19 protein-coding genes and 2 pseudogenes are annotated in these 21,792 nt (G+C 58.3%); 7 read left to right on the top strand and 14 right to left on the bottom strand.

Features of this window, described 5'->3' with window-relative positions:
* Positions 1-116: 116 nt before the first annotated feature.
* The 5 genes and pseudogenes from KGB29_RS04305 to KGB29_RS28620 all read right to left on the bottom strand — a co-directional run.
* A pseudogene (locus tag KGB29_RS04305) lies at positions 117-314 on the bottom strand (hypothetical protein); the annotation flags it as partial.
* A 236-nt stretch (positions 315-550) separates the two neighbouring features.
* Positions 551-1,243 carry an RES family NAD+ phosphorylase gene (locus KGB29_RS04300; protein ID WP_150814790.1) on the bottom strand — a complete coding sequence of 231 codons (693 nt, stop codon included), beginning with the start codon at positions 1,241-1,243 and terminating at the stop codon, positions 551-553.
* Positions 1,237-1,641, bottom strand: coding sequence for an antitoxin Xre-like helix-turn-helix domain-containing protein (locus KGB29_RS04295; protein ID WP_150814791.1), 405 nt, complete (start codon positions 1,639-1,641; stop codon positions 1,237-1,239). Before KGB29_RS04295 ends, KGB29_RS04300 begins: the two co-directional genes overlap by 7 nt.
* A gap of 97 nt (positions 1,642-1,738) precedes the next feature.
* Positions 1,739-3,235, bottom strand: coding sequence for a methyl-accepting chemotaxis protein (locus KGB29_RS28700; RefSeq protein WP_150814792.1), 1,497 nt, complete (start codon positions 3,233-3,235; stop codon positions 1,739-1,741).
* 296 nt (positions 3,236-3,531) lie between these two features.
* Positions 3,532-3,666: a hypothetical protein gene (locus KGB29_RS28620; RefSeq protein ID WP_256355847.1), complete on the bottom strand. Its 135-nt coding sequence runs from the start codon at positions 3,664-3,666 to the stop codon at positions 3,532-3,534.
* Positions 3,667-3,959: 293 nt separating this feature from the next.
* Here KGB29_RS28620 and KGB29_RS04285 point away from each other — a divergent pair, with 293 nt between their 5' ends.
* Complete coding sequence (locus KGB29_RS04285) at positions 3,960-4,142, top strand: hypothetical protein (protein WP_150814793.1); 183 nt, start codon at positions 3,960-3,962, stop codon at positions 4,140-4,142.
* A 207-nt stretch (positions 4,143-4,349) separates the two neighbouring features.
* On the opposite strand, the pseudogene KGB29_RS04280 reads toward KGB29_RS04285, so the two are convergent.
* The 3 genes and pseudogenes from KGB29_RS04280 to KGB29_RS04270 form a co-directional block, all read right to left on the bottom strand.
* Positions 4,350-4,753, bottom strand: a pseudogene (locus KGB29_RS04280) (hypothetical protein); the annotation flags it as partial.
* A gap of 304 nt (positions 4,754-5,057) precedes the next feature.
* Positions 5,058-5,954, bottom strand: a complete 897-nt coding sequence (locus KGB29_RS04275; protein ID WP_150814794.1) for a serine hydrolase domain-containing protein — start codon at positions 5,952-5,954, stop codon at positions 5,058-5,060.
* A gap of 236 nt (positions 5,955-6,190) precedes the next feature.
* Complete coding sequence (locus tag KGB29_RS04270) at positions 6,191-6,616, bottom strand: ester cyclase (RefSeq protein WP_150814795.1); 426 nt, start codon at positions 6,614-6,616, stop codon at positions 6,191-6,193.
* A gap of 304 nt (positions 6,617-6,920) precedes the next feature.
* Here KGB29_RS04270 and KGB29_RS04265 point away from each other — a divergent pair, with 304 nt between their 5' ends.
* The gene (locus KGB29_RS04265) at positions 6,921-7,874 is read left to right on the top strand and encodes a LysR family transcriptional regulator (protein ID WP_150814796.1); all 954 of its coding nucleotides are present in this window, start codon (positions 6,921-6,923) and stop codon (positions 7,872-7,874) included.
* A gap of 335 nt (positions 7,875-8,209) precedes the next feature.
* A complete protein-coding gene (locus KGB29_RS04260; protein WP_090454898.1) occupies positions 8,210-10,072 on the top strand; it encodes an ABC transporter ATP-binding protein in 1,863 nt (620 codons plus the stop codon).
* 98 nt (positions 10,073-10,170) lie between these two features.
* Here KGB29_RS04260 and KGB29_RS04255 read toward each other — a convergent pair whose 3' ends face one another.
* The 4 genes from KGB29_RS04255 to KGB29_RS04240 form a co-directional block, all read right to left on the bottom strand.
* Positions 10,171-10,602: a bleomycin resistance protein gene (locus KGB29_RS04255; RefSeq protein ID WP_150814797.1), complete on the bottom strand. Its 432-nt coding sequence runs from the start codon at positions 10,600-10,602 to the stop codon at positions 10,171-10,173.
* A 160-nt stretch (positions 10,603-10,762) separates the two neighbouring features.
* Positions 10,763-12,115 carry an SLC13 family permease gene (locus KGB29_RS04250; RefSeq protein WP_150814798.1) on the bottom strand — a complete coding sequence of 451 codons (1,353 nt, stop codon included), beginning with the start codon at positions 12,113-12,115 and terminating at the stop codon, positions 10,763-10,765.
* A 169-nt stretch (positions 12,116-12,284) separates the two neighbouring features.
* Positions 12,285-13,079, bottom strand: a complete 795-nt coding sequence (gene scpB, locus KGB29_RS04245; protein WP_090454900.1) for a methylmalonyl-CoA decarboxylase — start codon at positions 13,077-13,079, stop codon at positions 12,285-12,287.
* Positions 13,076-14,305 carry a CaiB/BaiF CoA transferase family protein gene (locus KGB29_RS04240; protein WP_150814799.1) on the bottom strand — a complete coding sequence of 410 codons (1,230 nt, stop codon included), beginning with the start codon at positions 14,303-14,305 and terminating at the stop codon, positions 13,076-13,078. Before KGB29_RS04240 ends, scpB begins: the two co-directional genes overlap by 4 nt.
* Before the next feature lie 180 nt (positions 14,306-14,485).
* Here KGB29_RS04240 and KGB29_RS04235 point away from each other — a divergent pair, with 180 nt between their 5' ends.
* Positions 14,486-15,430 (top strand): LysR substrate-binding domain-containing protein, encoded by a 945-nt coding sequence (locus KGB29_RS04235; protein WP_150814800.1) that lies wholly within the window; start codon positions 14,486-14,488, stop codon positions 15,428-15,430.
* Positions 15,431-15,596: 166 nt separating this feature from the next.
* Here KGB29_RS04235 and KGB29_RS04230 read toward each other — a convergent pair whose 3' ends face one another.
* Entirely contained in the window at positions 15,597-15,869 is a 273-nt protein-coding gene (locus tag KGB29_RS04230; RefSeq protein ID WP_007976567.1) for a hypothetical protein, read from the bottom strand.
* Between the two features lie 296 nt (positions 15,870-16,165).
* On the opposite strand from KGB29_RS04230, the gene KGB29_RS04225 reads away from it, so the two are divergent.
* The 3 genes from KGB29_RS04225 to KGB29_RS04215 all read left to right on the top strand — a co-directional run bounded on the left by KGB29_RS04225 (position 16,166) and on the right by KGB29_RS04215 (position 19,015).
* The gene (locus KGB29_RS04225) at positions 16,166-17,521 is read left to right on the top strand and encodes an MATE family efflux transporter (protein ID WP_150814801.1); all 1,356 of its coding nucleotides are present in this window, start codon (positions 16,166-16,168) and stop codon (positions 17,519-17,521) included.
* A gap of 115 nt (positions 17,522-17,636) precedes the next feature.
* Complete coding sequence (locus tag KGB29_RS04220; protein ID WP_150814802.1) at positions 17,637-18,308, top strand: phosphoribosyltransferase; 672 nt, start codon at positions 17,637-17,639, stop codon at positions 18,306-18,308.
* A gap of 137 nt (positions 18,309-18,445) precedes the next feature.
* Complete coding sequence (locus tag KGB29_RS04215; protein WP_150814803.1) at positions 18,446-19,015, top strand: YceI family protein; 570 nt, start codon at positions 18,446-18,448, stop codon at positions 19,013-19,015.
* Positions 19,016-19,351: 336 nt separating this feature from the next.
* Here the strand turns inward: KGB29_RS04215 and KGB29_RS04210 are convergent.
* On the bottom strand, positions 19,352-21,792 hold a 2,441-nt coding region (locus tag KGB29_RS04210), incomplete at its 5' end, for an Ig-like domain-containing protein (RefSeq protein ID WP_218543913.1).

Genomic DNA, 21,792 nt, shown 5'->3' with positions numbered 1-21,792 from the left:
CGCGAGCAAGCTCGCTCCTACAGTGAGTGGATCATTCTCGCTTGATTGAGCAGCATCAGGCTGTTGAGGCCGGGCTTTTCGTTGAGTCTTGCGGTAAAGCACTGCATTCAGACAGCGCGGCTTTCGATCAGACGGTCGGAACCACCTTCGGAAACACGTTTTTCCAGCAGGCGATCCGAACCACCTTCGGCCACACGGCTTTCAATCAGACGATCCGAGCCGCCTTCAGCGACCACAGGTTGAGCAGGGTTTGCGGCGAAAGCGTTAACTGCGAAAACCGAGAAAGCGATGCTGAGGAGGGTTTGGCGTTTCATGATGGTGTGCTCCGGGGTGCTTATGGGTTGGTATGGAGCAGATGTTACGCCGGGGAATTTTCAAGAGAACTTCATTGAAATAATGGTGACTATCGATGCGGTCAATGGATCGCAGATCCCTGTGGGAGCGAGCTTGCTCGCGATGGCAATTTCACTTTCAACATATGTGTCGATTGACACACAGCAATCGCGAGCAAGCTCGCTCCCACAGGTATTCATGTGTCTGACAACGGGACTCAAGCCTCACTGATCTGACTGACACTGGTGATCTGCCCATTCCAGACCATCTCGTAATGCGCCGTCTGCACAATCGACGAAACCGGCCTCGGCGTCATCAACGCCCAGCAATGACTGCCCGGCATCCGCACCGAGTGATAACGCAAACCGGGGCAACCGGCATCGCGCACCGCCTGCCCCAGCACACGGGAGTGGCTGTAGTCGTCTGGCGCATACACCGGATCGCTCATCGGCAGGGCCGTGGCGTCCTTCATCCCGCCATCGCCAAATGCACAGGCCAGTCCACGAAACACAAAGCGCTCATAGTTCAGGCTCGGCACCCTCGACCAATACAGTGCCTGGTGATGCCGCACCTCGGCCAACGCCGCTTCCATCGACTCCGCCAGGTACAACACCCCAAAACGGCCATCGCTGAAACGCGAGCCCGCCGGGTTGACGTGGGTAAACGGCGCAATGGCGTAGGAGCAACCCGGAATGCCGAACGGGATCTCGCGGCGCGCAATCAACTCCAGTTGACCCACCTCATTCTTCAACCGCGGATTGGTCAGAGCCTGAATCTCGAACAACACCTCGAACTCGGCCGCATCCGCCACATCATCAAACAACGCAATGGGCGGAAACTTCGAATTGACCAGGCGATAAGCCTGCAACGACTGACCGGCAAACACCGCCAACTCACTCGCCATCACCATTGCGCACCCCGCAGCATGTCGATGCGGCGGAAGGTTTCGTACAGCGAAATCATGTCGCCCTGGGCCATGATCTCCAGCGGCGAACGCCCGTTGAAAAACTCGTTGTCATTGGCCATCGAGGCAAAGCCGTACACGTTACCCGGGTTGTCGAACACCAGCCGCAACGTCGCGTGAATGTTCAACACAAAACTGATGCGCTGCATCTGGTCCGCATCCAGCGCCACCGCCCAGTCCGGGTCCCGCTGCCGGGCGCGGGTGTAGGTGCTGCGGGAAATACGCAGGATGCGACAGGCCTGATCGCTGTTGGCCTTCCACTTTTCCAGAATGCTCACGGCGGCACGCAGGCCGGTGACGCATTGGTTTTTGCTGAAGGATTGGGGTTGCAGGGGGACGGCCATGATCAATACCTATCTTGAGTCCATAGACTCAAAGATAGGTTTATTGAGTCTGTAGAGCAAATCGGTTCGACCAACGGAAAACTTCTCCCGTCGAACATCACTGATGAAACGTCCGCCCCAACGCATCCAGCCGGGTCGCAATGGGCGGCAAGCGCCGACTGCTCAGCGCCAGTGTCTCCACATCATCCGCCGTGTTCTGCGCAATGCTTTGCACCGACTGCAAGCGCCCGACAATCTCGAAACTCGCCGTGGACTGTTCGCGGGTCGTCGTGACGATCCGCCCATTGAGCTCATCGATCTGCGAGATGTCGCTGCCGACGGCCTGCAACATCGCTGCGGCCACCTGACTGTCCTCGACGCAGCGCACTACACCTTCGCGGCTGTCCTGCATGGCCTCCACGGCTTTGCGGCTGCCTTGCTGCAAGGCCTCGATGATGGTGCGGATTTCCTTGGTGGACACCGCCGTGCGCTGCGCCAGGCTGCGCACCTCATCGGCCACCACCGCAAAGCCCCGGCCTTGCTCGCCGGCGCGCGCCGCTTCAATCGCCGCGTTGAGCGCCAGCAAGTTGGTCTGCTCGGCAATGCTGCTGATCACCTCCAGCACCGTACCGATCTGCTGCGCCTGCCCGGCCAGTACCTGCACGGTCTGGTTGGTGCCTTCCAGGCGTGAGGCCAGTTGAGTGATTTCCTGCCGCGCACGGTTCACACTTTCCTGGCCGCGAGTGACTTGCGCGCTGGCCTGGCCGGCATGGGCAACGGCATGCTCGACATGCACCACGATGTGCTCCATCGCATCGCCCATGCGCTGCATCGACCCGGTCATCTGCGCGATTTCCGTCAACTGATGCTTGGCGCCTTTCTCCAGCGTGTTACTGGCCTTGGCCAACTCCTGGCCCAACTGACCCAAACCCTGAGAGTCACGCACCACCCCGTCCACCAACGCGGTGATCTGCATCAAAAACTGATCGAAGCGCTGTGCCAGCGACACATGCACTCGCGCCTTGTCACCTTGGCCGGCACCGACAGTGAACTGGGACGTGGTGGCGAGCATCTTGTCCAGCATGTCCTGGCTCTCCACCGCATCGGCCTGGCTGTGCATCGCCAGATAGAGCAGCGCGACGGTCTCCATCACCACATAAAAAGCGTGAACGAACACCATCGTCCAGCCACCGTGATGGGCCATCACAAACACCGGAAAACCCTGATGCTGCAGCGCATGAAACACCACGTGATGCAGCGCAATCGTCACCGCCGCCACCAGAATCGGCAGCCAGTCCCGATAAAACGTCAGCACTGCCAACAACGCAAAAATCCCGAAGTGCGACTCAATGACCCCCTCGGCCTGATTGATATGCAACGCCGCCATCACCATCAAACCCACGCCCAGCAGACAACGCATCAACCGCGTTCCGCCAATGGCTCGATACAACAGCGTCAGCAACACACTGGTGCCACCGCCCACCAGCAGCGCCTGCTTCAACGTGTCGTGCCAGAACGCCAGGCCGATAGCGAACGCGAACATCAGCCAGATCAGGCCCAGCATGATGCGGTCGGCTTTGCGGTAGTGGTCGAGGAAACGAGGGGGGAAGGGCATGTACGCTTACTCCATGTAAATGAGCCAGAAAAAAGCAGGGTTTATGGCAACACGGGACATCGCGAAGGCTTGGGTACGTTAAGGGGCAGACGTTTTCAGAGTCAGGGATGCGAATCTGTTGGCGGCATGGTCGAGCTGTATTTGAGATGTCGTGGAGAGCGTAGCCTTTGGCCATCATTCTAGGCAGCTACGACGTCGCTCGTGGAAAACAATGTCCGATATAGAGGCAAGTAATGCTGAAGTGACGGGGGAGTGCGACAGACTCCGTTGCAAAGCCTGTCGTACACCCGAGGCAGTTACGACTTCTTCGGCGGATAGTTACCGCGCAAGCCACCGGACTTGTTGCCGGTTTTGCTCGGCAGGTTCGGCACCAACGGACGGGATCTGGGTTGGGGGTTGGAGCGGCTTTGGGGTTGCGGTTGTTTGCTCATGTTCGCCTCCTGAATTTTCAGGGATTCGCGAAGTGGGTTACTGATGAAGTTTAGCTAATCGACTGTAAGCAGGGTCGTTTGGCGCTTGGGGAATGTGTTATGAGCGATCAGCTTTTCTGTTTCGGCCCCGTTGATAGACCCCCTTACGCAATTCTCGGATTCTGCCTACAACTTCGGCAGGAGTGACCCGCTATTCCAAAAAATGAAAAACGGGGAATATTGAAGGGGCAGGAAGGGGGACACTGGCCGTTCGGTGAGAGCCTTTTTAATAGCAAAGCCCGACAGGATGATCCATGCTACAAAACGACCGCGACAATCTGGAACTCGATAAACTACAAGTCGAGATCCGAAGGTTCATGGCCGAAGAAATGCGTAGCCCGACCTCGACCCGCGCTACTCTGCTGCCATTTGGCATCGGTGCCGCCCTGGCACTGATAATCTTTGCCGCCGCCGCCATAGTCGTCCGACTGCTCTAGTCACTTGTCCTCCCCCTGATGGCTGGGGCGTCTTGTTGATTCATACGAATTGAATCGAGCAGACGAAAAAAAGCCCGCGATGGGGAGAGCGGGCTGGAAATCACAAAGGAGCTGGATCCACCGTATGCCAATGGATGTGAAAATACTGTGATAGATGTCTGATTACTTGCTCGCGTTCGATTTGACGTAGCTGTGTGCCCTGCGAAGTCATACCGGTTGCATCACCTTTCGATGCACCCACTGAGCCTCGCTTTGCAGTTCCAGAACTTGCCAATGGAGGCGTTCCAGCAAGGCATTGTGGCCGACGCTGATCAGGATCGTCTTCGGCAGCGTTTGTTTGAGTAACTGATAGCAGCGCGCCTCGTTCGCCGCATCCAGCGCCGAACAGCACCGCGGGGCGGGCCAACAGGGCGCGGACGAAGGCACAGCGTTGCTGTTCGCCAACGCTCAGGATTTGCGACCAGTCCAGTTCGTCATCCAGTTGCTCGCTCAAGTGTTGCATTGCCGTAGCCGGACGGTGCGCTGATCAGCAGGCTGTCACCGGGCTCAAGTGAAAGGTTGAAGCTATTGAGCAAGCGCCGACCGTTCGGCAACCAGATGTCCAGATCCTTGCGAATGCCAGTCAGTTAAGCGTTTAAGGCACCGCAAACCTTGTGGGAGCGAGCTTGCTCGCGATGACGGTTGGACAGTCACATAAGGGGTGACTGACGGTCCGCTATCGCGAGCAAGCTCGCTCCCACAATGTCCGGGGCTTAACTGACAGGCATTGGCCGAATAGGCGCCTTTTTTCATCACTGAGGCGGAGTAAAAATCCAGTCGTAATCGTCTGCTTTTGTCCGGTTGCTGCCTGTCGTGAAGGGCAGTAAACGACCCAACGCGGTCTCCGAAGAATCATGAGGCTGCCGCAAGAAGGACTTAGACGCCTTCAGCCCCTTGCCGCAGGACTTGTATCAGCTGTCCAACAACGTGTGTTTCGACGGCACCTTCACTTGCGCCCGCCTCAAAAGCAGCGCAACAAGCCGATGCGTCGCCGTTGCAGATACGGTAAACGGCAATGACACTGCCAGGTCCGCAGCCTGTGTGTCCGCATAGGGAAAGTCCGCCGTCAATCGAACCCTGCATCACACCAAGGCCATAGCCCGGGGCGATCCATGGGCGCCCGGGAATTGGGCCACCCAATGTTCGTGCTGCCTGCATCTCCAGGAGCAGGCCCGGGGAGAGAAGGTCTCCAGAGAGGAGTCGATCCAAGAATAGCGCTGCTTGTGAAATTGGACCGATCAACAAACCATGATAGACCCAGGCGGGGTCATAATTTAAGGTCCCTCCAAGATGGGCCGTATGTAAGTCTGCACGCGTTTTAGCGAAGCGAACGTTCGACAGGCCCAGAGGGATAAGTACACGTTGACTCACTGCATCATCAAGCGTCAGATCCGTTAGCTGTTCAATGAGCCTGCCGATGAGCAAGTAGCCAACATTCGAGTAGCGCCAATCGGTTCCGGGGCTGTATCGAAGTCGAGCACCATCAAGGCGTTGCATCATTTCACTTGCCGACCAAGCTGACTCATTGTTAGCAACGGCGGCGTGATACTCCGCAAGTTCGCCATAATCGGCGAGACCTGCCTCATGTCGCAGTAGTTGGCGTAACGTGAAAGGCTGATCAAGAATTGGGTCGTCCAATCCGACCAGCGCATCACGCACCAATGATAGGGCTGTCGCTGCCAGGACTGTTTTAGTAAAACTCCACCAGGGGGCCATCAGTTCTGATCGGTCAGGCGTTCGTGGTTGACCATTTGATACGAGTGAACTGAGCATTGGCTTCCTTGGAGTGTTGAGCGGATCGACAGCTCGACAAGATATCTCATTCACTTTACTTCGCCAGAGTGAAAAGCCAGTCGTTTGTACTGTCCTGAACGACGGCTCTTGGCCGATAGCTGCCTATCGAGTAGACAGCTATTGACCCGTCGGTACCGGTCAAGTTCTTGCGCGGTTCTTTCTTGAGTAACAGTCTGGGCAGTGGAGGGACGGCTACCTGGTGGTCTTGGCAAACGTCAGTCGTAGTTGATGATCCCTAGTTGTTTGGCCATGAACAGTTCGTTTCGTTCTACGATTTCTTCGACAACCTTACCTTCCCCGTTAAAACGGAAATACGTAAGGGCTGTCCAAGTCAGGCTCTTACCTTCAACGTTAAAACCATGCCACGTATTTGACCCGGTGGCGAAATGCGTCAATGCGACCACCACAACGTCATCAGTGACGACTTCCTTACTGAAGGTAGTGTTAATTGCCTGGTATCGATCGAGAACATTTGTGCTCAAGGCTCGCTTGAAGTTTTCCAGACCATGGATTGGAGCGTCGCAGTCAGGCCGGTGCACAATTACGTCGATGTCAAAGTATTCGGAAACTCGCTCGGCATCTTTTCCGTCTACGCAGTATTTAAAGTAATTTTTAACGGTTTCGAGGTTTTTTGCACTCATATGGTTCTTGCTCCGATTATGTTGATGATGGTGAAACTAGCCAGCAACTAAAAGCAACGACAAGAAAAGCTCTTGCTTTCAACTGTTAAGTTTTCAAGTCTGGTTGAGTGTTGTCGCTTCGGCGCGGCAACAAAGGCAGTGCATGTTGCTGGTGATATTTCTATTAATCCGCCCTAGGTCTTTTGGGGGGCTTTAATCATGCGTTCGAGTAGGAAGACGGCTCCCATGGACAGATTCTAGGGGGGGTTATGGTATTCGTAAATCTAGAATATAGTGATGGTGGTATCGGGAATTGGAATATCACATGGGACTGGACAGACTGGAAAGATGGGCGACAGTAAGGCACTTTCGCTTAGCTATAGCCTTGTTCGAATATGGCAGTGTCGTGCATGCAGCGCGCTCGCTTCACCTCTCACAGCCAACTGCCAGCAAGCTCTTGCAAGACCTTGAAGAGGCCGTGGGGGCTCAGCTCTACATACGGAACCGTCGAGGCGTTACACCTACAGAGCTTGGTCGGGCCTTTGTAGAGCGCAGCCGAATGGTGCTTGCCCAGCTAGACCATGTCTCCCAAGCTATTGATGCTCTTGGCAAGGGGCATGCGGGACGTGTTGCCATAGGAAGTGTGCTAACCGGATCAAGTTATCTCGTGCCTGCGGCTATTGCACGGCTTTGGAAAAAACAGCCAAGTGTCAGTATTAAAGTTGTCGATGGAGTGAGTGGCGAACTGATACCTCGACTTATCTCGGGAGAGCTAGACTTCCTGATTGGGAGGCTTTCCGATGTTGGCTCAAGTGCTGCTGTCTCTCAAGAAGCTCTTTTTAGCGAGAACGCCATCGTTGTTGCGAGGAGGGGACATCCTCTTGTTCAACAATCAAAGGTTCAACTTGAAGAACTCGCACGCGAAGCCTGGATTCTTCCACCCGCAGAGACGACCTTGCGGAAGCAGTTTGATAGCATCTTTTATCGGGAAAATGTTGATCCGCCGTGTGCAGCTATAGAAACGGTGTCCTTCTTCAATATACTTTGGCTATTAAAACAGACAGACCTTCTTGGGATATTGCCCCAGTCGGTTGTTTTCGATCCGGCACACAGTAGTAGCCTTGTTCCGCTTCCCGCTTTAGAACCTATGATTCTGGAACAGATCGGTATTTCCCGCCTGGCAGGTACTACTTTACCGCCTGCCGCTTCCGCTTTAGTGGAGGCATTAAGGGAAGTGATGCATGGCACCTTAGACATCAGGGTGGACTTTCGAGGATGACTGAATTTAGTTCTCTGTAGTGAATGCTATGAGTCATGTTCAATCAGTCGCCATTGGCATGAATTTCCTCAGCCACCTGCGTTTCTGTCTGTGATGTTTTCGGCTGCTTCTGGCTGAAAGCGGTCCTTGGATGAGCGTCCGGTCTTGGCCTGTTCCCTTCGATACCGGCCGATCTATCCCTGCCGACCGGGTCTCTGGCAACGTTTGATAGCCCGCATCCGGCAACCCGATCCTAAGAGCGACCTGCCAACAGCGTCATACCTCAACTTCGCAAAACCCTCAAAGCAACCGTTCAATGGCAGAATCTCCTCAACTTGATCGTTTTGGAGAACTCCATGCTTCGTGCGTTTGAACGAAGGCTCGACCCCTTTCCTCCTGACGAGGTACCACCGCCACCCGATGGCCTGGCTCGCTTCCTGTGGGCCTGTACGCGGGGCGCCCGCGGTTACATCCTTGCACTTGCGCTACTAAGTGCCGGTGTGTCGATTTACGAAGCCTGGCTGTTTTCCTTCCTCGGGCAGGTCGTGGACCTGCTCTCGACCTGGCAGGCAGGCGGTGAAGCAGCTGCGCAGGAAAGTCGCGTGTTGTGGGGCATGGGCATCGTAATGGTGACCAGTGTCGGGCTGGTGGCGTTGCGCACCATGGTGCAGCACCAGATATTGGCGATTAACTTGCCGTTGCGGCTGCGCTGGGACTTCCATCGCCTGATGTTGCGACAAAGCCTTTCGTTTTTTTCCGATGAGTTTTCCGGCCGAGTCACTACCAAGGTGATGCAGACTGCGCTAGCGGTGCGCGACGTGCTATTCACCCTTATCGAGATCGCACCCGGGATCGGGGTGTATTTCATTGCGATCATCGCACTGGCCGGCGGCTTCGCTCTGAAACTGATGCTGCCTTTCGTTGCCTGGGTCGTGTTGTTCGGCCTGGCCATGCTGTACTTCGTGCCCCGTCTGGGGAAAGTCGGGCAGGAACAGGCTAATGCGCGGTCGATGATGACCGGGCGTATCTCGGACGCCTACACGAACATCACTACGGTGAAGCTGTTCTCCCACTCCAATCGTGAAGCGCACTTCGCGCGCGCAGCGATGGAGGATTTCAAGCACACCGGCTTTCGCCAGATGCGCCTGGTAAGCCAGTTCGAAATCGTCAACCAGGCATTGGTGGTGGCGTTGATCATGGCCGCGGGTGGTTATGCCCTGTGGCTATGGCACCAGGGTGAGGTCGGCGCAGGTGCCGTGGCGGCAATCACCGCCATGGCGTTGCGTATCAATGGCATGTCGAACTGGATCATGTGGCAAATGACCTCGCTGTTCGAGAGCATCGGCACCGTGCAGGATGGCATGGCAACGCTGACCCAGGGCACCAAGGTGCAGGACGCGCCGGGTGCCGGCGTGCTGGTGACCTCCGGCGGCGCGGTAACCTTCGATAAGGTGAGCTTCAATTACAATGGCGAACGCCAGGTGCTCGATGGCCTGAGCCTGAGCATCCGCCCGGGCGAAAAAATCGGCTTGGTTGGCCGCTCTGGCGCCGGCAAATCCACGCTTATCAACTTGCTGCTGCGTTTCTATGACGTCGACAGCGGGGAGATTCGCATCGACGGCCAAAACATCGCACAAGTGACGCAAGACAGCTTGCGCGGCTGCATCGGTATGGTCACGCAGGATACCTCACTGCTGCACCGTTCCATTCGCGACAACATCGCCTACGGCCGTCCCGATGCGACCGACGCGCAAATCCGCAGCGCCGCGGCCAATGCCCAGGCCGATGAATTCATAAGTCAATTGAGCGACCGGCAAGGCCATACCGGTTACGACACCCTTGTGGGTGAGCGCGGCATCAAGCTGTCGGGCGGCCAGCGCCAACGCGTCGCGATTGCCCGGGTGATGCTCAAGAACGCCCCGATCCTGCTTCTTGACGAGGCCACCAGCGCGCTGGATTCGGAAGTCGAAGTGGCCATTCAGGAAAGCCTCGATGAAATGATGCAGGGCAAGACGGTGATCGCCATCGCCCATCGGCTGTCCACGATTGCAGCCATGGATCGGCTCATCGTCATGGATGACGGACGCATCATCGAACAGGGCACCCACACCGAATTGCTCGGGAAGAACGGCGTCTATGCGCGGCTTTGGCAGCATCAAAGCGGCGGGTTCCTGGGGGAGGATAAGGGCGTGGTAGAAGAGGCTATGGATCAGGCGTGAGTGTGAAGGGTGCGTAGCAGGGGAAGGGGCTTTGAGCGGTGCAGTGGGACGAGAGGGGAGGGTCACGACCGTCGCCACTCGTCAAGGGCTGCTCTGATTCAGATTGAGCAAGCCGGTCTCTCACCCAACCGCTCTACCAACCTTACGAGATAACCGTCGGGATCCTGGACGATGAATTCGCGCTGGCCTACTTCTACATTGTCAGCCCGATACCAGGTGTCTTTGCATTCTCGATAGAGAGGAAATCCAGCCTGATCAAGTTTTTGGATGATGGGTGCGACAGCCTCAACATCAATCTGCAGGTTGATGCCTCTTCCAAACGGCTTGGTCAACGGCGCAGTCAGCCATTGACCCGCGTCCGAATCAACCTGCTCAAGCATTACTTGAGCACCATTCAAATCAAGGTATGCAAATCCATCTTCCGGGCGTTGATAAGCTACTTTGAACTCCAGGCAATAAACCCAAAAAGCCAGGCTGCTATCCAGGTTGCTTACCATTAACTCCGGAACCAGTTTGTTACGTTCGAACATGAGATGACTTCCATTTCAAAAGGCTCATTTTTGCGGGCGGGCAGGTTCTGCACTTATGGCTTCGATTCTTCCCTTCCGAAAATCGTGTAGGAGTTTACCCCTCGTGGCAGGTGACGGAAAAATTGAGTCCGTCAGGTTGATCAGGGCCTGACCCGAAGGCTCAGAGCACCCCGGGCACCACCAGGGTCAACCAGGCAACACAGGGTCCCACCAGGGCAACCACCGCGCTATAGATCAGCAGACTGCGCAACACTTTTTCTCGCTCCAGCGGGGGGGTATTGGCAACCACCAGCGCACCATTGGTGGAGAACGGGCTGGTGTCGACGATGGTGGTGGAAATGGCGATAGCCGCGACCACGCCGACCGCACTGATGTGGCCCTGGCTCAAGAATGGCACGGCCAAGGGAATGATCACCCCTAGCAACGCCGTGGACGAAGCGAAGGACGAGATAATTGCGGCCGTGAAGCACAGCAGCAAAGCGACCAGCAGCGGTTCACCCAAGCCGGAGATGCCATGGGCGACATAGTCGATGGTACCGATGGTCTGCATCACTCCGATGTAAGTGATGATCCCGGTAATCAGCAGAACAGTCGACCAACTGACCTTGTCGATGGCCGCCTTCTGCGCCTTGGGCGCGAACATGGCCAGGACTACCGCGACCGTCATGGCCACCAACCCGATATTGAACTTGAACACTAATGCCGAGATCGCCAGGGCCAACAGCCCGACCAGCGTCGACAGCTTGGCCCCGTCCAGGCCGCTGAGGGTATGTAGCGGCGCACCGGCACCCGTCAGGTCAGTACGATGATAAGCAGGGGACGCCGGCGTACCACCGTGGCCAAGAATGGCCAGCGATGCACCGGCAGCATGCAATTCGGGACCGGACGGGACCACCACCATTGACACGCGAGCGCTACGTAAACCACCGAAGACTACGAATACCACCATGGCAATCCCCAGGTTGAACAGCAGGCTGGCGATGAACAGAGTGAACGGTGCATAAGGCAGCCCGGAGGACGCAACGATCTGATTGGTTATGCCACCGAAAATACTCACAGGGGAGAAACTGCCGCCTTGAGCGCCGTGAATCACCATCAGTCCCATGAGCACGGGGTTGATGCGGTACTGCACGGCGAAGTTGAGAGCAATAGGCGCGAGGATGGCTGCCACCGCAGGGCTCAGCGCACCGAAACCGGTGAGCAGCGCCGCCACCACGAACATCACCCAGGGTATCCAGGCGACATGGCCACGCACCATCAACACTGCCCGTTCGATCAGCCAATCGATGGTGCCGTTGTTCTGGGCGATGCCGAATAAATAGGTGACACCGACCAAAGTCAGGAACAGGTCACTGGGAAAGCCGGCGAAAATGGTCGCCGGTGTCATGTCCATTATCACCGAACCGACGATAAAGACCGCCGCGAACGCCAGCGCGCCCATATTGATGGGCAACACGCTGGCGATGCCGAAAATGACCACTAGCACTAAAATCGACAGAATTTCATTATTCATTTCAATCTGACTCCCCGCATTCGGACGGTCCCGCAGGTACCGTCCTTGTTGTTATTGTTTCGGGATGTTTAGCAATCGACTCGCTTCGGGCCGAGCGTGACGAAACGAGGAAGCGTGGCTTGCCTGCGAAGTCGGTCGTACAAACACAGAAGCTTTCAACGCTGTCGTGCTAATTGCCATTAAATGCTGCTGGCCGGCGCTCGGCAAAGGCTGCCAGTCCTTCGCCAAAGTCAGCACTTTCGCAGGCTTGTCGGCGCAGTTCGGCAATCTGCTCCATCGCCTGCACCGGAATCGGTTGCAAGTCTTCGAGGATACGCAGCTGTTCCTTGACCGCCGCAACGGCTAGCGGCGCTTTGCAGGCGATGCCGTGTGCCAGCTCCAGCGCGGTCGCTTCCAGCACATCAGTGTCGACCAGTCGGTTGACCAGACCAAACCGTTCCGCCCGCACCGCATCGAGCTTTTGTGCAGTGAAAAACATTTCCTTCAACACATGAATCGGCAAATTGTTGAAGAAGCGCAGCAATCCACTGGTGGTGTAGGGCAATCCAATGTTCACCGGAGTCATGGCAAAGCTTGCGCTGCGGTCCGCGACGACCATGTCGCAGCTCATTACCAGATCCACCGCGCCGCCCCACACCGAGCCGGACACCAGGGCAACCACCACGCCGGGATAGGCGCGGATGCGGCGCAATACCTGTTCGAGCGGTTTGCCATAGGCAATCGGGTCGCGGTCGTGTTGCAGTTCGCGGATATCGTGGCCGGCACTCCACACGGATTGGCCGACTTCGCTGCCGAGGATCACCACCGGGATGCGTTGTGACGCCAGTGCGATGAGACTTTCGTCGAGCGCCGTCAGCAGTTGCGCGCTGAGTGCATTGCGGTGTGTGGGGTTGCTGAAGACCAGCCGCGCGATGCGTTCATCGACCCGGTTGACGGTCACTGTTGTGGAAGAGGCTGAATTCATTGTGCGGCTCCTGTCGATTGCGCGCCGGTCATGTCATCGGCGTTCTGGAACACTATTTTAGCGGCGAGCAGTGCGTTGATTGATGCAGCGTCGAAACCGGCTTCGCGCAATACTTCGACGGTGTGTTCGCCAAGCAGCGGCGGTGGGCGGCTGACAACGCTGTCATTGGCGCAGAACACCGGGGTCACTACCTGACGCAGTGCACCAAGGGTCGGGTGCGTGAGTGTCTCGGTCAGTTGGCTGTGCAGTACCTGCGGGTCGTCGAAGACCTCATCGAGTGTGTTGATCGGGCCGGCGGGTAATCCTGCGTCGACGAACAGCGAGGTCCACTCGCGTTTGCTGCGGGTTTTCAAACGACTTTCCAGAATCTCTCTCAATTCGTCACGACGTTCGACCCTCGCTTCATTGGTGGCGAAGCGCGAATCATCCGGCAGCTCGGGCAAATCGAGCAGTATGCACAAACGCCCCCACATGGCCGAGGTGATCGGCGCCAGATTGAGCGGGCCATCCTTTGTCTGGAACACGCCGTAAGGTGCAATCACCGAATGGGCGTTACCGGTGCGGCGCGGCACATCCCCCAGGCTGAGGTAGCGTTGGCCGTGCACACTCAGCAACCCGACCAGACTGGCCAGCAGCGACGTGCTGACATGTTGGCCACGCCCGGTGCGCTCGCGCTCGAGCAGCGCGGCCAGCACCGCTGTCACCAGCCACATGCCCGAAGTCAAATCGCCGATGGCGGTGCCGGTGCGTGTCGGGTCGCCATCGACGAAACCGGTCAGGCTCATCAGCCCCGAGTAGCCTTGGGCGATCTGGTCGAAGCCCGGCCAACTGCTCATCGGCCCGTCGGCGCCAAAGGCGTTAATGCTGCCCAATACCAGTCGCGGATTGCGGGCGCTGAGCACCTCATAACCGAGGCCCATGCTTTCCAGCGTGCCCGGTTTGAAGTTCTCGATGACGACGTCGGCGTCATCGATCAGCTGCTCGATGGTGGTCAACCCTTCGGGGGTGCGCAAGTCAATGCACATGCCGCGTTTGTTGCGGTTACACGATAAATAGTAGGTGCTCACGCCACGGTCGAAGGGGCCCCAGGTGCGGCTCATATCGCCAGTCGGGCCGGGCTCGATCTTGATCACATCGGCACCGAGGTCTGCCAGCACCATGGTGCAGAACGGCCCGGACAGTGCGCGACTCAGGTCGACGATTTTCACGCCTTGCAAAGCTTGCATAGGACTCTCCATTGAAGGGTTGAATACCGGCCATTGCACCAAGGCCGTTGAAGCGCCATTCGCCTGTGACGACCGTTAGCGCTTCGTGTTGTGAGACGAGTCTAGGCGCCGTATCTCATAACCTTCAAATATGATATTCCTCTACACTCATCGGAAAATCATATGGCTTGGGAGGTACACATGGACCTGCGCCAGTTGCGGTATTTCATCAAGGTGGTCGAGTGCGGGAACATCACCCGCGCCAGTGAAACGCTGCATATCGCGCAGCCAGCCATCAGCCAGCAGATGCGCAACCTGGAGCAGGACATGGGCATGCAACTGCTCGAGCGCAGCGTGCATGGCGTTGTTCCCACGGCGGCTGGGCAAACGCTTTATCGGCATGCCATCGAACTGCTGCGCCAGGCCGACGGCACCCACGAACTGCTGCGCCAGGACGCCGAATTCCCGCAAGGCAAAGTCTCGGTCGGCATGCCGTCGAGTACGGCGCGCATGCTGGCAATTCCGCTCGCACGCACGATTCGCAGCCGTTATCCGGGTATCAAGTTGGAATTGATTGATTCTCCGAGCGCCGAACTCGGACGTCTGATCACGGTAGGGCGAGTGGCACTGGCGGTGAATGTCGATGTGGTCGAAACCCGGGGCATGGCTTTCCGGCGGCTGTTAACCGAAACGCTGTACTTGGTGGCGTGGCCGGAGTTTTCATTACCGGATGAACCGGTGTCGATTGAGGCATTGGCGAAGATGCCGCTGGTGCTGCCCTGTGCTCCGAACACCATTCGCAGTCGGGTCGAATTTGCACTGCAGGAGGCCGGCCTGAAATGCGAGGTTGAATTCGAAGCCAATTCCACCGACCTGTTGTTCTCAGCCGTCAAGGCGCAGCTCGGTGTCACGATCCTGCCGTGGGCCGCGGCCCATGTTGAGCTTGTGCAACACAGGCTCAAGCTGGCCAGGATCGATCATCGACTGTTCAAGCGGGATCTTTCGCTGTGCTGGCATGACACGGTTGTAGAGAGCAATGCCGTGCAGAAGGTCAAGTCGACCATTTTCGAGCTGTTCGAGGAGTTCGAGCGGCAGCCGGGGTGGGCAGATGAACTGGTCAAAGGAAAGAACCTCCAAGACTACTGACAGGCTATATTGGGTCGGAAGTAGTCGTTCGTGAGCGGCTGCTTTTGACGATTGCTGCCTGTCGCGAAGGTCTGAAAACGAAAACAGACGAAATTTACGCCACAGAACAAAAAGCCGCTTTTCTCGTCGGACAAAAAGAACGGGCACCTTTGGCGCCCGTTTTCATTCACTCCGCCACCTGCGCCCGCAACCGCCGCCCAATCACATCCATCAAATCACAACCATCCCTCAACGGAATGACCAGCAGCTTGGAAAAGTCCTCCAACACCACGGTGTCGCAACCGAGTTCTGATCGGTAGGCGATGTTTTCCAGCACTTGCGTGACTGTCCGAATACGGTAGTCGGCCATGGCTTGCAGGACGTCGAGGGGGGCTTGGGTGTCGATGAGCAGGGAGGCCGGAACCAGATCGATTCCGGTGAGGGGCATATATCGATTCATTTTGAATGATCTCTGTTTGTTTGGCTCAAGGCCGTCAGTCGGTCATTCTCTATTGTCAGGTCGCCAAACCCGAATCGCCATTTGGGCGACGGCGCCGACTGTAAGCCCCATGAGATCAGCGCGGGAAGGTGAGGGATTCCGAGCTTTGTGTGGGACCTTTGATGATGAAACTTCAGACCTTTCACCTCACGTCGCTGGAAATATAAACACAGACCTGAGATGTTCACGGGCCCTTGGATTCAGCCACCCACGCTATCCTTAATCATCGCTCCGGCCGTCGAGATGGACCTTCCCGAATGCAAACCCAACCCCAACGCCCCCTCTGGAAAACCTACCTGCTGTTCCTCGCCCCCATGGTCCTGTCGAACTTCCTGCAATCCATGTCCGGTACGGTCAACAGCATCTACATCGGCCAGATGCTCGGCACCCAGGCCCTGGCGGCGGTGTCGGGGATGTTCCCCATCGTGTTTTTCTTCATCGCCCTGGTGATCGGCCTCGGTGCCGGCGCGGGTGTGTTGATCGGGCAGGCGTGGGGGGCGCGGGAGACGCATCTGGTGAAGGCGATTGCCGGGGCGACGTTGTTGTTGGGGGTGTTGATCGGGTTGGTGGCGGCGGTGGTGGGGAGCGTGTTTGCGCGGTCGGCGCTGGTGGGGTTGGGGACGCCCGCGGATGTGCTGGACGATGCTGTGGCGTATGCCCATGTGATGTTGTGGATCATGCCGTCGCTGTTGGTGTTCGTGTTGTTCACGCAGTTGCTGCGCGGGGTGAGCGATACGTTGTCGCCGTTGTTGGCGCTGGTGGTGTCGACCTGTGTGGGACTGGCGCTGACACCGGCGTTGATTCGCGGGTGGCTGGGTTTTGCACCGATGGGGATTCAGAGTGCGGCGATTGCCGGGTTGGTGGGTAACCTGGTGGCGATGGGGTTGCTGGCATGGCGCTTGATCGGCAAGGGCCATCCACTGGCGCCGGATCGCGAGTTCTTTGCGGCGATGAAGCTGGACGTGGCGATCCTCGGCAAGGTGCTGCGCATCGGTTTGCCCACCGGGTTGCAGATGGTGGTGTTGTCGCTGTCGGAGTTGGTGATTCTGGCGCTGGTGAACCAGCACGGGTCCCAGGCGACGGCGGCGTATGGCGCAGTGACGCAGATCGTCAATTACGTGCAGTTCCCGGCGCTGTCGATTGCGATCACCGCGTCGATTCTTGGCGCCCAGGCGATTGGGGCGGGGCGCATCGAGCGCATCGGGCCGATCCTGAAGACCGGGCTGATGATCAACGTGTGTTTGACCGGTGGTCTGGTGGTGCTCGGGTACTTGTTGTCGAGCTGGTTGCTGGCGTCGTTCCTCACTGAGGAGGCGACACTTGGCATGGCCGAGCACCTGTTGCACATCATGCTCTGGAGCCTGTTGGTGTTTGGTTTCCAGGCGATTATCGGCGGCATCATGCGCGCCAGCGGTACGGTGATGGTGCCGGTGGCGATTTCCATTGTGTGCGTGGTGGGCGTGCAGTTGCCGGCGGCGTATCTGCTGGATGCGAAGTTTGGATTGCAAGGGGTGTGGATGGCGTTTCCGGTGGCGTATCTGGGGATGCTGGTGTTGCAGACGCTGTATTACAAACTGGTGTGGCAGCATCAGAAGATTGAGCGGTTGGTGTAGGCGGAACGCTGCGGGAGGGGCATGCTGTTCAGAGGTCCCTTGCCACAAAGCCCCTCGCCACAAAAGGACGGTGTGACTGAAAAAGACAGGCGCTATCGCCTGGGGAGGTTTTCAAATGAGCCCCTTGTCCCATTCCATCCTGCAAGACCGAGCAGCAGCCGGGCGGCGTTTGATTGAGCCGTTGCTGCCTTACGCCAATCGCCCCGATGTCATCGTTCTGGCCTTGCCCCGTGGCGGCGTGCCGGTGGCTTATGAGGTGGCCACGGCGCTGAAGGTTCGCCTGGATCTGATGCTGGTGCGCAAGCTCGGCGTGCCGTCCCACCCGGAGTACGCCATGGGCGCGATTGCCAGCGGTGGTATCCAGATTCGTAATGAAGAGGCGCTGCGGGTGCACCCGATTGATCGCGCCGCTTTCGACGCCGTGGTCGAACGGGAAAGCCGCGAGTTGCTACGCCGCGAACAGGTCTACCGTGGCACGCGACCGGCGGTGCAGCTCAAGGATCAGGTGGTGATCCTGATCGATGACGGCCTGGCCACCGGGGCTTCGATGAGGGCGGCGATCCAGGCGCTGCGGGCGCAGGCGCCATCACGCATCGTGGTGGCGGTGCCGGTGGCGCCGATCGAAACGGTGGAGGCGCTGCGCAGCGAGGTGGATGAGTTGATCTGTCCGCTGATGCCCGAGTGGTTCACGTCGATTGGTCATTGGTATATGAATTTTTCCCAAACCTCGGATGCCGAGGTGATCGACCTGTTGCGGCGGGCGTGGCAACGCGGGGAGTGCGGGTAGCGCTGGCGGCCAGCGGCAGGTGGTCGCAAATCAACGGGTGAGGTGGAATAAACGCCGGTTGTTTGCTTTAGTCCATCTGATACGACCCGACTTGTGCGGCACGCCAACTCAGGACGGGAGCCCTCCCGGAGAGCGTCATGAACCTTCGATCCGCGCGTTGCGTCGCTCTGGCCGGCACGTTGGTGTTCGGCCTGGTGCCGTTTGCTGGAGCCGTGGAATACAAGGATGTGAACGCCAGGGCCAGTACCTTGAGCTTCACCTATGAGCAGATGGGGTCGAGAGCCTACGGCACCTTTGGCAAGTTCAAGGCCAAACTGGACTTCGACACCGATAACCCCGGCGCCGCCCATGCCGCGCTGACCATCGACCTGAACAGCATCGACGCTGGCAACAGCGACGCCAACACCGAGCTGCAAAAACCGGCGTGGTTCGACACGGCGACTTATCCGGTGGCGACCTTCGAGTCGACGTCCATCAAGGCCCTGGGCAATAACCGCTACACCATCACCGGCAAGCTTTCCCTGCGGGGGCTTACTCGGGAAGTGAGTGTACCGGTGCTGCTCAAATCCGAGAGCGCCATCGGCATCTTCGAGGGCCAACTGGTGCTCAAGCGTGACGACTTCAAGATCGGCGAGGGCGAGTGGGCGGACAGTGTGGTGTCCAACGAGATCAATATCCGCTTCCGGATGGTGGCGCCGCAAAGGTGACTGGGACCTCATCGATAGTTCGTCGGCCAATCATGTGACCATGCTGCCAGGGGGATGGAATGTGGTTTGTCTGATAGACCGAGGTGCCGCCATCGCGGGCAAGCCCGCTCCCACAAGGATCTTCAGCCAGCCTATAAATTATGCTCGACGCAGACCCCCTGTGGGAGCGGGCTTGCCCGCGATGGCGGTGTAACAGTCAATACAAAGGCTGAGATCCATCAGGCACTTTGCGGATAGAGCGGACAGTCAACAAAACCCACTTCGGTCCCACCGCACGCTGCACAAAAGAAAAACGCCCGATCCACATTGCATGGGCCGGGCGTCGATCAATCCGCTCTAGTTCGCCTTTATCGGCACCGTCACGGTTTTGCCGAAGGCCGATTTGATGGTCGCCGTCGGGCCAGGCGACGGGCCACTGCCGGCGGTGGTCACCGCTATGTTCCAGCGCGCGCCTGTCGGTGTCTGCGTCAGGACGGCAGCGCCAAGGTTCACCGTACCGGTTGTGGTGGTGGCCGTCGCCGTGATGGTATTGCCCGTGCCACGGGAGGTGGTGCCGGACAGGACCCAATACCAGCGGCTGTTGCTGCGGGCGGTGACGGTGGCGCTGGTGACGATCAGGCTCTCGTTGACCGCTGCCGAGACCGCCACGGACACCGTCGCCGGTGCCGACTCGGCGCCCTTGGCATCGGCGGCCTTATAGGTAAAGGTCGCGGTGAACGGCGCGGGGACCGTGGCCGGTGGTGTGTAGGTCACACGCAGGCCATCGGTGCTGACCACGCCCTTGCCGGAGTCCGGTTGCTCCAGACCCACCACTTTAAGCGGCACGTTACCGTCAGGGTCGCTGTCGTTGGCCAGCACGTTGATGATCACCGGTTGGCCGGTGTTACTGATGGCGTTGTCGGCGTTGGCGACCGGTTTTTGGTTATCGGGGTCCTCGACACGTGTATCGCCAGTGCGGAAGGTCGGCAGCGCGGCGGAATTGACGTAGGTGACGCCGTCCCAGCCGGGCAGGGGGGTTGGCATCAACTGGAACTGGCCCGGATTCTCGACATCCCAGCGCAGCAGCATGGAGGTGTCCTCGTGCTGGGTGTTGTGGCAGTGCTCCATGTAGGTCCCGGCGAATTCGCGGAAGCGGATCGCTATCTCCACGTCCACCGAACTGTCGACTTCTTGCCCGATCCGATAGACGTCCTTGCGCGCCCATTTTTCCCATTCCGGCGGTGCCTTGCCGTCGCGCTTGAGGACGATGCCTTCTTCGAAGTGCACGTGCACCGGGTGGCTCCAGCCGTTGCCGCCGTTGATGATTTTCCACACTTCCAGGGTGCCGTCGCCGGAGAACCCGGCAGCGGTCGGGCCGGTAGCCAGTTGCGGAGCGGCGCTGATGATCCGAGGATCCATCTGGTAGCCGAAACCGCCGTCGGTCTTGATGGTCCAGGGTTCTTCGTCGGTACCGTCGGAGCGGCCGAAGGTGAACTCGCGATGGCGCGCCGCCTTGAGTGTGGCTTGCACCGTCGGATCGTCACGGTTGAGGGTCAGCGGGATCATGCTTTTACCCACCGGCTGGCCTGGCTTGGCGGGTTCGTAGTCGGCGGGGTTCATGCTCACGTCCTGGCCGGCATAAGTCTGCACCACCATCTGCATGAACTTGCCCACCACCGGATCGCCGGCGTCCCATTCCAGCCCTTTGCTGCCCAGCTTGAGCACCGCCTTGTACCTGCCGGACAAGACATCGGCCAGGCTCTGCGATGCAACCTCCGGACCCTTGCCGTCGTGGTGCTCCATCAGGTTGACGAAGTACAGCTTGTCGCCGGTCTTGATCCCGTGTTTCGAGAAGTTGACGATGATGTCGTAACGCTCGGCGATGGCCAGGGTGGGCAGGATAGCGTTGTGGTCCTGCACATCGCCGTCGGCGTCCAGGTCCATGCTCCCGTCGAACGGCACCGCGTGTTCCATGAGATTGCCGTCGTTGGCGATCATATGGAACGGCACGCGGGTGTAAGACAGGCCGGAACCCGCCGGGCCGGGGAATTCGCCACCGGTACCGGCGATCTCACGCACCAGCGCGATCTTGAAGTAGCGCGACACCGAGCCATTGAGAATGCGGAAGCGATAGCTGCGCGCCCGCACGTTCAGGCGCGGCTGGTACTGCCAGTTGACCAGGATCTGGTCGCCAAGAAAACCATCGGTGTTGAACGGGTTGAACCACAGTTGGCCATTGGTATCCCAGGCCTTGTCGGCAATCATCAGGTTGACGTCATAGTCGCGGTTGCCCCAGGGCAACGCCGAACCGCTGGGCAGGCGCAGGTTGACGCCGTCTTGCAGCGCTTCGTTGCCACGATCCATGGCGCTGTAGTAGTTCATCATCACCGCGTTGCCCTTGTAGACGTTCTGCGCGGTGAAATCGAGCATGTGGTCGTGGAACCAGTGGGTGCTCATGGCTTCGCGCCAGTCGCCACGGATCTTGATGCTGCCGTTGTCGCAGGTCTTGAAGCCCGGCGTGGCATCGTTGACGAACAGGGTTTCACCCGGCGCGCAGGGGAATGCCGCGCGCGGATCCTGAGCGCTGGTGTTGATGGTGTCGTAACCGGCCAACTGGATCGGCCAGCGATAGTCGTAGTACTGCCCCGGAAAGAAAAACGCATTGGAATAGCCGTCGCTTTCGGCCGGGGAGTGGCCGTTGTGTTCGTGGGTGCTGAGGGTATGCAGGCCGAACCCCATGTTGGCCGACGGATCGATCGGCAGGGCGTTGTAGTGGCGCATCAGCACCGGTTGGCCGT

The sequence above is a fragment of the Pseudomonas sp. BF-B-30 genome, from assembly GCF_019956305.1.
Lineage (GTDB): Bacteria > Pseudomonadota > Gammaproteobacteria > Pseudomonadales > Pseudomonadaceae > Aquipseudomonas > Aquipseudomonas jessenii.
This window is presented reverse-complemented; position numbering and strand designations above follow the sequence as displayed.

Excerpts from the sequence above, each read along its gene's own strand:
- KGB29_RS04295 (WP_150814791.1), bottom strand. The coding sequence starts at position 1,641 with ATGGCCGTCCCCCTGCAACCCCAATCCTTCAGCAAAAACCAATGCGTC.
- KGB29_RS04275 (WP_150814794.1), bottom strand. The coding sequence starts at position 5,954 with ATGCTCAGTTCACTCGTATCAAATGGTCAACCACGAACGCCTGACCGA.
- KGB29_RS04230 (WP_007976567.1), bottom strand. The coding sequence starts at position 15,869 with ATGAATCGATATATGCCCCTCACCGGAATCGATCTGGTTCCGGCCTCC.
- KGB29_RS04285 (WP_150814793.1), top strand. The coding sequence starts at position 3,960 with ATGCTACAAAACGACCGCGACAATCTGGAACTCGATAAACTACAAGTC.
- scpB (WP_090454900.1), bottom strand. The coding sequence starts at position 13,079 with ATGAATTCAGCCTCTTCCACAACAGTGACCGTCAACCGGGTCGATGAA.
- KGB29_RS04270 (WP_150814795.1), bottom strand. The coding sequence starts at position 6,616 with ATGAGTGCAAAAAACCTCGAAACCGTTAAAAATTACTTTAAATACTGC.
- KGB29_RS28620 (WP_256355847.1), bottom strand. The coding sequence starts at position 3,666 with ATGAGCAAACAACCGCAACCCCAAAGCCGCTCCAACCCCCAACCCAGA.
- KGB29_RS04220 (WP_150814802.1), top strand. The coding sequence starts at position 17,637 with ATGAGCCCCTTGTCCCATTCCATCCTGCAAGACCGAGCAGCAGCCGGG.
- KGB29_RS04260 (WP_090454898.1), top strand. The coding sequence starts at position 8,210 with ATGCTTCGTGCGTTTGAACGAAGGCTCGACCCCTTTCCTCCTGACGAG.
- KGB29_RS28700 (WP_150814792.1), bottom strand. The coding sequence starts at position 3,235 with ATGCCCTTCCCCCCTCGTTTCCTCGACCACTACCGCAAAGCCGACCGC.
- KGB29_RS04215 (WP_150814803.1), top strand. The coding sequence starts at position 18,446 with ATGAACCTTCGATCCGCGCGTTGCGTCGCTCTGGCCGGCACGTTGGTG.
- KGB29_RS04235 (WP_150814800.1), top strand. The coding sequence starts at position 14,486 with ATGGACCTGCGCCAGTTGCGGTATTTCATCAAGGTGGTCGAGTGCGGG.
- KGB29_RS04300 (WP_150814790.1), bottom strand. The coding sequence starts at position 1,243 with ATGGTGATGGCGAGTGAGTTGGCGGTGTTTGCCGGTCAGTCGTTGCAG.
- KGB29_RS04265 (WP_150814796.1), top strand. The coding sequence starts at position 6,921 with ATGGGACTGGACAGACTGGAAAGATGGGCGACAGTAAGGCACTTTCGC.
- KGB29_RS04225 (WP_150814801.1), top strand. The coding sequence starts at position 16,166 with ATGCAAACCCAACCCCAACGCCCCCTCTGGAAAACCTACCTGCTGTTC.
- KGB29_RS04250 (WP_150814798.1), bottom strand. The coding sequence starts at position 12,115 with ATGAATAATGAAATTCTGTCGATTTTAGTGCTAGTGGTCATTTTCGGC.
- KGB29_RS04255 (WP_150814797.1), bottom strand. The coding sequence starts at position 10,602 with ATGTTCGAACGTAACAAACTGGTTCCGGAGTTAATGGTAAGCAACCTG.
- KGB29_RS04240 (WP_150814799.1), bottom strand. The coding sequence starts at position 14,305 with ATGCAAGCTTTGCAAGGCGTGAAAATCGTCGACCTGAGTCGCGCACTG.